Source organism: Malikia granosa (genome assembly GCF_002980595.1).
GTDB classification, from domain to species: Bacteria; Pseudomonadota; Gammaproteobacteria; order Burkholderiales; family Burkholderiaceae_C; genus Malikia; species Malikia granosa.
In genome coordinates, this window is record NZ_PVLQ01000075.1 from 1 (window position 1) to 10,323 (window position 10,323).

Here is a 10,323-nt window from a genome sequence, read left to right on the forward strand (position 1 = left end):
CTTGCGTTAACAGGCCCTAGCTAGCATAGCTATGCTAGCTAGCTCACCGGCACTGCTCAACAGAATACATCCAGCCAGTTCATCACCCGCTCGTTCAGTCCCGCCTCATCGTCAAACCTGTCATGGTGTCCGGGCACCACCAGCAAGGTGGCGTTACTTGCTGCAGCCTTGAGCTGCTCGGCACAGGCCAGTGGGACCACATCATCCTCGCGGCCGTGGACCAGCAACACCGGAGCTTTCACCTGCGCTATGGTGTGCACCGGCGCGATGTCGTCGAACCGATGCCCGATTACGCTCTCGATGTAACGGTTCACCAACCAGCCGATCGGCCAGAACGGGATCCGGTACTGCGCCAGCCAGCGCCGCATGACCTGCTCCGGATGGGCGAAGGCCGAGACGCTGACCACGGCACTCACATCATCCCGACGGGAAGCGCACAACAGGGAAGCTGCCGCACCGAGCGAATGACCCAGCAGGATCACCTGGGCATGTCCATCAGCCTGCGTGCGCTCAGGGTGATGCCGACTGAGCCAGTCCAGACAAGCATCCAGGTCCTCGGCAAACCGGGGCAAGGAGCTGAAGGTGTCCCCTTCGCTGCGCCCATGGCTGCGGGCATCGGGCAGCAGCACGGACCAGCCGTGACGGAGCATGGCATCGGCCACCGGTCGCAACTGGCTGCCGTTGCCTCCCCAGCCATGCAGCAGGATCGCCACGCCCCGTAGCGGGTCGCCCTGCCCTGGCATCCATTGGGCCGCGAGTTGCTTGCCATTTGCTGTGGGGACGGTGACCCATTGGACCTCGACATCGGCTGGCGAGGGTCCGGGATGGGCGAGCCGCTGCGGCGTGAGTTCACGGCGCAACCAGTGCAGGCCCAGCCAGCTCGCAGTCAGCAGCGCAGGAGGTAGCAGCCAGGCCCAGGTGCTCATGCGCGCTCGCTCAGCAAGTTACAACGCGTAGTTGCTGAACGCCTGCTTCAACCGCTCCACTGTGTGCCGCCACTTCGGCGTCGTAGGCTGGCAAACCGTGTTCTGGTTGCCAAACAGCCCCACCTCGTAGAAGGCATGGCGGGCGTCACGGGTGTCCAGCCAGCGCACCTTCACGAAGTATTCACTCAGCTCGGGATCGTTCGCAGTGGCCTTGTACTGTTCGCCATGCTGCACCACATCCATGACAGACTGCTCACACTGGGGCGTCGTGACCATGAACTCGCTGGCGGGTTGCACAGACTGCTCGACTACACCGACCCCTACATAGCCCGTCTTGGGGATGTTGACCCATACCCTTTGTCCGGGTGACAGCAGCTTCAGCGTCTGGCTGTTCCACCGCCCACCACCGGCGCTGATGTAGCCGTACTTGCGGGCGTCGTCCCAGCTGCGACTGCTCGTGTCGCCGAAGGACACGTAGAACTCACCGTTCCAGGGCTCTTTCTCGCCTTCAGCAGTTTTGCCCACGGCGGCGTTGGCCTGCGTCTCGCCGGGGTCGATCAACCATGAACGGCTCAGCAGCTGATGCTCACCATGCTGGAACACCTGGAAGAACAGCACGTTGATCGCAATGTCGCGCTCGTTCAGGTAGCCAATGATGCGCTCGGTGGACAGGTCCAGCTCCGCCGCCACGATGATGATCTGGTGCGTCTGGTTCAGCGATTCCTCGTCCAGCGCTGTGCCAAACCGCTTCTGGAAAGCCGCTTCCAGGCTACCGCCCTGGCTGAAGCGGGCGTAGATCTGCACGATCTTGTCGGCAGTCAACCCCTGCACCCACGCGGCGTAGTCGAGCGCCTGGGCTACGATCTCGCGAGGGGTGCGGTCCCGCTTGAGCTCGATCAGCACCAGCGCTCCATCAGGCGCGATGGCCAGTAGATCAATGCGTCCGCCCGATGCCGTCACCTCCTGCCGCCCGATCAGCATCCACTCGTTGCTGAGAATGCGTGGGTCCTTGACGATCATGTCCTCCAGCACCTGTTCGCTGGCCAGCTTGCTGGCGCTGAGCGGCATCGGTTGGGAGCCGATCTGCCAGATGGCGTGTTGGATGGGCATTTGTTTACTCCCAGTTTGGCCCTATTGCAGACCTTGACCTTTGACCGGCAGGCAGTCTGCAAACCCATAGAATTTACGCGTGACTGTATTCATGAGCAACTGCGACCCCGCCAGCGAGGCCAGTATGCGGTAAGCGAGATGCATGATGGCGTTCGAGAACTTCACCAAGGTCTGCGCCAGCTCAGGGGGATAACCTTGTTGGTGCCGTTGCAGCGGATGGATGCCGGTGTGCACGAAGGAATTCAGGGCATGCCGGGTGTTCTGGTTGAACTCGACCAGCGGTGCAGTCAATCCCTCCGGGCCACGCTTGACGACTTCCTCGAGCATCACCGAGTAGCTAGGAAGGTTCTTGGCGGCCTGCTCAGCTTCCTGCCCCAGCGTGGCCGACAGCTTTTCAATCTGCGACGGTGTTGCGGCGAACAACAGCCAGGCACCACGCAGCAGGGCTTCAAACTGCAGGCGTAGTAGCGCTGTGCCGGAGTGCGGTGCATCCAAGGAAAACGACGCTCTCAGGACCCGGGCATGTTCGATGCTGATGGAGCAAGCGCTGGCCACCAGTTCGTGCTGCGACGAGGGCATTGCCAGTATGAGCCCCTCATCTGGAAAGCAGCCCTGCAACGCCTCCTCGAATGCATCGGATCGCTCCAGTAGCAGAAGAATTGCCCCTGTGTCTTGATCGTATGGCATAGCTCCCACTGGTGTTTTGTCTTGTACTGGATCACTCCGTCTTGGCAACCCTGCCGCGTCGTTTCGGGGAGGCTGGCGCAGTGGTAGTCAGGCGCTTCAGCAGTTCCGACGCAGGTTCATCGTTCGGGTCCTGGGGTACCAGCTCGCCCCGGAAAGCCTTGGCCAGCAGCGACGGCGTAAGGCGCTCGGTGGCAGTCTGCGCGGCCTTCAAACGGGCTTCGAGGCGGTCGGCGAAGGCGAACAGGGCTTCGACGCGGCGGACGATTTCGGCTTGCTCATTTATGGATGGTACCGGCAGTTCAAATGCACGGCACTGTGAGAGAGAAATGTTCACTTGCCCGACGGAACCTTTAGTCCTGCTGAGCACTTCTCGAATAGGGGCACCCTCGCAAAGAACGATGTAGATCCATCGCGAAACAACTCGATCAGAAGGACGAAAAAGAGTGATCGCCTGATTGATGTTCCATGAGGCATGTTCGTCTGGAACTATTGCCACCTTACCAAGAGGTGGCCCGACAATGTTCATAAGAACGTCACCTGGCTCAACTTGTGATTTCCGCAGTTCTGATCTGTGAATTTCGTGACTCACGAACTGGGGCTTATAGTCGAATGACACTTTCTGGTCCACTATGTTGTAGACCTTGAGAAATGGCACTCCGTCATTAGCGAACCCAGCTTTGGGTGTTCCACCGCTCTGCACTTTGCTGCAGACTTCCTCTGCGCGCATCGTCTCCCAGTCGGACGGGACACCTCCTCGCCAATCCTCCGTCAACCGTCCTGACGTGGCCGCCGCCAGCACCGACTGCCGGAAGCGTTTGAGAATGGGCGCAACGCGGGCCAGACGGGCATTGACGGCGTCCACGCGGGCCAGGACGGTGTCGAGCTTGTCGGCGATGCGACGCTGTTCGGCGCAGGGGGCGAGCGGAATCTGCTCGGACAGAAAAAAGTCTTTTGGGACGCGCTTGAGTCCCACCGATCCGGTCATTGCGACCGTTGCACGGCGCCTGAAATCCTCACCGCTCAGCCAGGCCAGCAGGTAGCGTTCGTCAATGCCTTGGGCTGGCCGAAACACACAAAACTCGCTGCTTCCGGCGCCGATGCCGTTGGGCAGATCGCGTGCGATCCCCGCCTTGCCGTTCTCAAAGCAGGGCGTGACCTTAGCGATCAGCACATCACCGTCCTGAAAATGGGTATAGGACTTGCGAACCTCGCCCCATGGGCGAATCTCGAAAGCCAACTTGTCGAGGTATCGGGTTCCCAGTCCTTGCATGGGTGCGAAACCACAGTTCTGTTGTTCGGCCGCATCTGTCTTGGGATTGAAGACTGCCAATCTGGCTATCGGTGCAAACGTCCAACCGTCCGGCAACGTCGCTTCCTGCACCACGGATTCAGAAACATCGCTCACGGCGCTACCTCGGCTGCTTCCCCCAGCTCCGCCAAGATCGCCTCCAACTCCTCGAGCGCCCCGTTCAGTTCTTCCATCGCCTCACGGGCCAGCACCGCAGGTTCAGGCAGGTCGGCGGCATCCTCGGCACTGTCGTCCTTCAGCCAGGCAATGTCCAGGCTGTCGCCTTTCTCGCTGGCAATCCACTCGCGGCTGAAGCGACGGAATCGCCCCTGCTCGCCCTGGTCCTGCCGCACGCTCAGGCCGTTGGCATCCTCGCCATACGCGGCCATGAAGTCGGCAAAGTGGGCGTGCGTCAGCGGCGTGCGCTTGCCGAACTTGGGCGCGTTGGCGCGCATGTCGTAGACCCAGACTTCCTGGGTGCTGCCAGTCGCGGCCTGGCTGACCTTCTGGAAGAACAGCACGTTGGTCTTGACGCCCTGGGCGTAGAAGATGCCGGTGGGCAGGCGCAGAACGGTGTGCAGCCTGCACTTGTCCATCAGGTCGTGGCGGATGTCGGCGCCCACGCCGGCCTCGAACAGTACGTTGTCAGGCAGCACCACAGCCGCACGGCCACCGTCGCGCAGGTGGCGCACGATGTGCTGCAGGAAGGCCAGCTGCTTGTTGCCGGTCGTGAAAGTCAGGTCGTCGCGGGTGGGGCCGCCACCGCCCCTGGCAGTGCCAAACGGCGGGTTGCTCAGGATGATGTGGCTCTTGGGCAGGCTGCTACCCGCGTTGCCCAGGGTGTTGCCCACATGCACCACGCCCTCGTCGTCGCCCTCGATGCCGTGCAGCAGGCAGTTCATCAGCGCCAGCCGGCGTGTTCCGGCCACAAGCTCCATGCCCAGGAAGGCCTGGTTGCGCTGGAACTGGCGCTGCTTCTCGTCCAAGTCGTAGAGTTCGTCTGTGTGGTCCTTGATGTAGCGGTCGGCCGCGATCAGGAAGCCGGCCGTGCCCGCCGCCGGGTCCTGCACGGTTTCGCCGGGCTGGGGCTTGAGCACCTGCACGATTGTGTCGATCAGCGGCCGGGGCGTGAAGTACTGGCCGGCGCCGCTCTTGGTCTCGCTGGCGTTCTTCTCCAGTAGGCCTTCGTACAGGTCGCCCAGCCCGTCCTGGCGGGCGCTGAACCAGTCGATACCGTCCAGGCTCTTGACCAGCTGCTCCAGGTGGCGCGGCTCCTTGATGCTGGACTGGGCATCAGCGTAGATGGCGGAGATCAGCCTATCGTTGCTGGTCGAGAGCTTGAACAGCGTCTCGCGGTAGTGGTGCAGCAGGTTCAGGCCGCTCTTGTCGCGCAGCTGGGGCCAGCGGGCGTAGTCAGGCAGCCGGTGCTTCTGCAGCAGGCCGCTTTCGGCGTTCTCGTACTCCATCTTGATGAACAGCAGCAGCACCAGCTCGGTTACGTAGTCGCTGTAGTTGATGCCGTCGTCACGCAGCACGTCGCAGAGGTTCCAGAGTTTCTGGACGATGTCTTGGGTCGTCATGGGGGGTCAATCAGTGTTCCAGAGGGGCAGCGAATCCCAGGCGGTGGGGAAGCCTGCCGCCTCGAGCGAGAGCAAGTCGGTATCAGGGAAGGTGCGCAAATGCTGCTTGAGCTGCAGCAGCCAGTCGTTGCTGGGCGCGATCATGCGCATCAGCACCAGCAGGCAGGAGAAGATGCCGAACATCTTGCTGGCCGAATCCGGTTGCGCGTGCAGTGGAGCCAGCCAATGGCAACGGTCCTGGGGTGGGAGCTTGGGAATTTCGGGGCTGCGACGGTTCCACAACCGTGAATGGTGGGCGGCGACGTTGCGGACAAAGTTGAACGCCCGCAACCACGACGCGAGCACCTCGCCGTTCACGGCACCCAGCTTGGCTGCCAGCCGGTTACGGTCCCTGAACTCCATGCCGGAGAAGAAACGCGACAACATGCCAAAGTCCCACAGCTCTATCGCGACCCAGATCGGCAGCTGTCCGCCATAGGCGTGAATGTGGTGCTGCACGAAGTCCTCTTTCGAGTCCTTCAGCATCTTCTCGTAGCGCTCACACCACCTGTCGTGGGCAGAAGGTTCGCCATTCTTGCGGGGCTGGCTGAACTTGCCATCGAGCAGACTGGGATTCAGGTGAGCCTGACTGTCAAACTTGCCCAGGTGATGAGCAATCGCCACCCGCACGGCCAGTTCAACCGACTCGATGGAGTACATCGAGATCAGTCGCAGGCGTTTGTCGAACTCCGCCAGAGCTTGGACCAGCTCGAAGCTCGCACCGTCTTGGAAGTGGTCGAGTCTGCCAGGGTGCCCTATCGGTTTGGTTTGCCGCAGGGGGTAGAAATAGCCTGAAAGCCGGTAGTAGCCGAGCCGCTCCAGGGTTGCGAGAGCGCTTTTCTCGCTGCCCACCACGAGCCCTCGCTGGCGCAGCTGGTCGAGCTGCTGCTGGTAGCTCAGATGTGCCTTCAGCGGTCGAGTGTTAGCCATGTTTTCGAGCCACCAAAGAGAAACCCCCAACATGACACACCGCGCTTGCGCCGGGGACAGAGGTAGGGGGCGTATTAAGCTTTATTGTGCCATAAACCGTTTGCGCGCGAGCAGACCACATCCTGGCAATCCTCATGCCACTTGCGGCCACAGACCAGACGCCAGCTCGCCCATCACCTCCTCCAGCTGACCGCCCAGCAGCTTGTCGAGCTGCTTGGCGCCGCCGTCGTTGGCAAAGGCATTGTTGACGAAGTCGTGGTCGATCACCAGCTCGTGCGTGAGCTGCTTGGCCAGCCGGTCCAGCCATTTGCGCTGTACGGGCGTCCAGGCGTGCTGGCCGTAGATCTTCTGCATGGCTCGGGCCACGCGCTGGTCGAATGACAGCAGCGCTTCGCCCAACGCCGCCCGGCGGATGTAGGCGATGATGCCAGCGGCAATGTCCTGATTGCTCTGGTTGCGCCATGCTGCCTTGAGCTTGGCTTCGGAGTAGCCGGCGCCGTCGAGGAGCAAGCGCACTTCTTTCAGCTGGGCACGGGTCAGGTCCTTGGGGCGGTTGACCACCGTGGCCATGGCCGCCGACTGGTTGAGCTGCTGGCGCACGAAGTCGCCAAAGCTGTCCAGGTAGTCCTCTGGTTTGGCGTAGGTGCCCCAGCTCTGGGTGCGCTCCTTCAGTTCGTCCGCATGCCTGGAGATGACGGGCATGTAGCTGGTGCCCAGCAGCTGCTTGACCTCGGCGATCTGCACCAGCAGCTGGGTGTGCTGGCGCAGAAAGTCTGCCGCTGCCTGGGGGCCTGCCTGCTGCGCCAGCTTGTGCAGGTGATGGTGCAGGTCTTTCGGGGCTACGCCCCACTGCTGTTCCAGCTGACCCAGTCGCTCTTTGAGTGCGGGCTTCTTGTCGGCCTTGTGCTGGGCGTCGCGCAGCACGCGCATCAGCTTCTGGTTGAGCTGGTCGAGCACGTCATGGGCATGGGTGCTGCCCGGACTGCTGCCAGCCGTCTCGTAGGATGCGGGATGGTTGAGTTCGTCGATCAGCTGCTCCAGCGTGACATTGGGGTCCTTCACCAGCGGCTGCATGGTGTTGACCGCCTGCAGCGAGGCGTACAGGTCCACCGGGTCGTAGATCTTGAAGACGGTCTTGCCGATGTCGTCGCAGCGCCGGGTAGCGCGGCCGATCATCTGCTCGTACAGGATGCGGCTCTTGACCCGGCGCAGGAACACCAGGTGGCAGATCGGCGGCACGTCGATGCCGGTGGTCAGCAGGTCCACCGTGATGGCGATGGTGGGGAAGCGCTCATTCTTGTAGCGCCGGATCAGCTGGTCCACCTTGTCCGAGGCGCCGGTGATCTTCTCCACGGCAGCCTGGTTGTACTGTTCGCCGTGGACGACCCTGAAGGCGTCACCCAGCAAGCGCTTGACCATGTCGGCATGCGCGTCGGTGGCACAGAAGATCATGGCCTTCTCCTCGCCCATCGGGTCGAGTTCCTGCGCCAGCTGCTCGCAGATGACGCGGTTGAAGTCCTCGTTGATGACGCGGCGGTTGAAGCTCTCGAGCTCGAAGTTCAGTTCGTCGTCCAGCTCGGCGGACTCGATCTCGCCCGTGGCCAGGTTGATGGCCTCGACCTGCTGGCCCTTGTCGAAGTGGATGCCCTTCTGGGTCAGCAGCGTCTCGTAGCGGATGGGCGGCTCGTGGTCGATCAGCCAGTCGTCGGCGACTGCCTCGCGGTAGGAGTAGGTGTAGACCGGCTTGCCGAAGATGTCGGTAGTGTGGCGGGCCGGGGTGGCGGTCAGGCCGATCTTGACCGCGTCGAAGTAGTCCAGCACACGCCTGTAGGTGCTGAGGTACTGGTTCTGGTCGCGCAGGGCCAACTCGCCCTCGGTCATGTCCTGATCGAGGGTGTAGCCGCGGTGGGCCTCGTCCACGATGATGCAGTCGAATGCATCGAGCGCGGGCGGGCTGTCGCTGGCAAAGATGCGCTTGACCATGGCCTGCACGGTAGCCACCTGCACGCGGGTTTCGGCCTCGTGCGCCATGTCGCCCAGCTCGGCGATGTTGTAAATCTTCGACAGCGGCTGGCTGAGCTCCAGCGGGGCTTCGTTGAAGGCGTCCAGCGCCTGCTGGCCTAGCGCGGTGCGGTCCACCAGGAACAGAATGCGCCGGAAGCGCTCTGCCTTCAGGAAGCGGTAGATCAGCCCGATGATGGTCCGAGTCTTGCCGGTACCGGTGGCCATGGCCAGCAGGCAGTTGGTCTGCCCCTGGGCCAGGGCGACTTCGACCGCCGTAATGGCCTTTTGCTGATAGTCCCGCAGACCCAGGTAGGCAAAACTCTCCTGGCGCAGCTTGGCTTCGGCTGCATCACGGCTGCGCTTGAGCTGGTCGAGCAAGCCGTCGGGCGAGTGAAAGCCCTGCAGGGGCTTGGCCAGGTGGGAGGGGTGGCGTACGTCGCGGTGCCAGGTGCCACTGGCTTCCGGGCTCTGCTTGACCAGCGGACGGCCGTTGCAGGAATAGACGAAGGGCACCTGGAACAGCCCACCCTGCCCGTCAGGCCAGGGACCGCTGCGTCCTTCGATACGCCAGGCAGCCTCATGCTCGGGCTCCAGCGCCAGCCCACGGGCATAGCGCTCGGCCTGCCCAATCTTGCCGGCTACGTTGACGTTGAGCCGCTTGGCCTCCACCGCTGCAATCGGGGTCAGGCCAGCGAACAGCATGTAGTCCGCACTCTGCTTGCCCTGGGTGGGCCATTCGGCGATGGCCTGGTGACGGCCACGCTCGGGCCGCGCGCCCTTGGCATGGGTCAACTCGAGGGTATTGGCCTCCCAGCCGGCATCGATCAGCATCTGGTCGACCAGCAGCCGTGTGGCGGCTTCGTCCATGGACACCTTCTGCGCAGCCTGGGCAGCTCGTTGGGTGAAGGCCTGCAAGTCCTTGGCGCTGGGAGTGTCGGGCTGGGCGTTGGTTGCCTGTAGGCGGGCATCGAACTCGGCCTTCAGCTCGGCATAGCGGACGCTGGCTTCTTCAGCCAGACTCTGGAATACCTCTCGCTCCTCGGCAGCCCGTGCAGCCAAGACACGCTCCTGGGCGGCCTGATCTTCGAGCAGCTGCGCCAGCTGGGCCTGTGCTGCCTGAGCGGTCTGGGCTTGTTGCAGGTCCTGCTGCAGGAGGTTGATCTGCTGTTGCAGCGCAGCCAGCTTCTGGCTCGGGTCATCGGGCAGGACAAAAGGCCCAGGCTTGAAGTCGGGCACAGAGCCAAAGCTGCGATGAAACCACAGCGCCACCTCGCGGGCCACCTTCAGCGCTTCCATGCCTTCTCGGTAGCCGATGCGGTGATCCACCTGGTGGGCCGCCTCGTTGCCCCTGTTACGCAGCAGGTGAAACATCTGGCGCACCTGAGAGTCCAGCCCCAGGCGCTGGTCAACGGCACGCAGCAGTTCGGCCTGGGTCGGCTGAATCAGTCGCAGCCCGATGCGGGAGGCAACTTGCTGCGTCAGGGTCTCGGCCAGCAACCGCAGCTTGAGCACGCAGCTGGCAGGGTCGAAGGGATAGAGCTTCTCAGCCGTGGCGCCCAATTCGGCCAGCAGTGGCGAGTGTTCTGCGAGAAAGCTGAAATTGCTGGGCATCCCTGAGGTCAGAGGGAACTCCTCTGTTTATTGACTAGCTTCCATTCTAGGGCGTCTGGACACGATCACCTCGGTTGCGCACGATCAGCAATCAGCCCGACACCATCGACCTGGTAGAGCCCGACTTGCTAGGGCGTGTCATCAATCG

Annotated in this window: 7 protein-coding genes; all 7 read right to left on the minus strand. The window is 62.6% G+C overall.

Translation table 11 applies throughout. The features are described from left to right. Window positions 1–56 precede the first annotated feature (56 nt). On the minus strand, window positions 57–926 hold the full coding sequence (locus C6P64_RS15105; protein ID WP_105749383.1) for an alpha/beta hydrolase: 870 nt from the start codon (window positions 924–926) through the stop codon (window positions 57–59). Window positions 927–944: 18 nt separating this feature from the next. Further along, window positions 945–2,036, minus strand: a complete 1,092-nt coding sequence (locus C6P64_RS15110) for an endonuclease NucS domain-containing protein (RefSeq protein WP_105749384.1) — start codon at window positions 2,034–2,036, stop codon at window positions 945–947. Between the two features lie 21 nt (window positions 2,037–2,057). Next, window positions 2,058–2,723, minus strand: coding sequence for a DUF6988 family protein (locus C6P64_RS15115; protein WP_105749385.1), 666 nt, complete (start codon window positions 2,721–2,723; stop codon window positions 2,058–2,060). A gap of 31 nt (window positions 2,724–2,754) precedes the next feature. Then, the gene (locus C6P64_RS15120) at window positions 2,755–4,128 is read right to left on the minus strand and encodes a restriction endonuclease subunit S (RefSeq protein WP_211296864.1); all 1,374 of its coding nucleotides are present in this window, start codon (window positions 4,126–4,128) and stop codon (window positions 2,755–2,757) included. Next, window positions 4,125–5,591, minus strand: a complete 1,467-nt coding sequence (locus C6P64_RS15125; protein ID WP_105749386.1) for a class I SAM-dependent DNA methyltransferase — start codon at window positions 5,589–5,591, stop codon at window positions 4,125–4,127. Before C6P64_RS15125 ends, C6P64_RS15120 begins: the two co-directional genes overlap by 4 nt. A gap of 6 nt (window positions 5,592–5,597) precedes the next feature. Further along, window positions 5,598–6,560: an Abi family protein gene (locus C6P64_RS15130; RefSeq protein ID WP_170073121.1), complete on the minus strand. Its 963-nt coding sequence runs from the start codon at window positions 6,558–6,560 to the stop codon at window positions 5,598–5,600. A gap of 132 nt (window positions 6,561–6,692) precedes the next feature. Further along, window positions 6,693–10,175, minus strand: a complete 3,483-nt coding sequence (gene hsdR, locus C6P64_RS15135) for a type I restriction-modification system endonuclease (protein ID WP_105749388.1) — start codon at window positions 10,173–10,175, stop codon at window positions 6,693–6,695. Window positions 10,176–10,323 lie beyond the last annotated feature (148 nt).

What these genes read in the sequence shown, in the direction of transcription:
- C6P64_RS15110 (WP_105749384.1), bottom strand. Translation starts at nt 2,036, where the DNA reads ATGCCCATCCAACACGCCATCTGGCAGATCGGCTCCCAACCGATGCCG.
- C6P64_RS15125 (WP_105749386.1), bottom strand. Translation starts at nt 5,591, where the DNA reads ATGACGACCCAAGACATCGTCCAGAAACTCTGGAACCTCTGCGACGTG.
- C6P64_RS15115 (WP_105749385.1), bottom strand. Translation starts at nt 2,723, where the DNA reads ATGCCATACGATCAAGACACAGGGGCAATTCTTCTGCTACTGGAGCGA.
- hsdR (WP_105749388.1), bottom strand. Translation starts at nt 10,175, where the DNA reads ATGCCCAGCAATTTCAGCTTTCTCGCAGAACACTCGCCACTGCTGGCC.
- C6P64_RS15105 (WP_105749383.1), bottom strand. Translation starts at nt 926, where the DNA reads ATGAGCACCTGGGCCTGGCTGCTACCTCCTGCGCTGCTGACTGCGAGC.
- C6P64_RS15130 (WP_170073121.1), bottom strand. Translation starts at nt 6,560, where the DNA reads ATGGCTAACACTCGACCGCTGAAGGCACATCTGAGCTACCAGCAGCAG.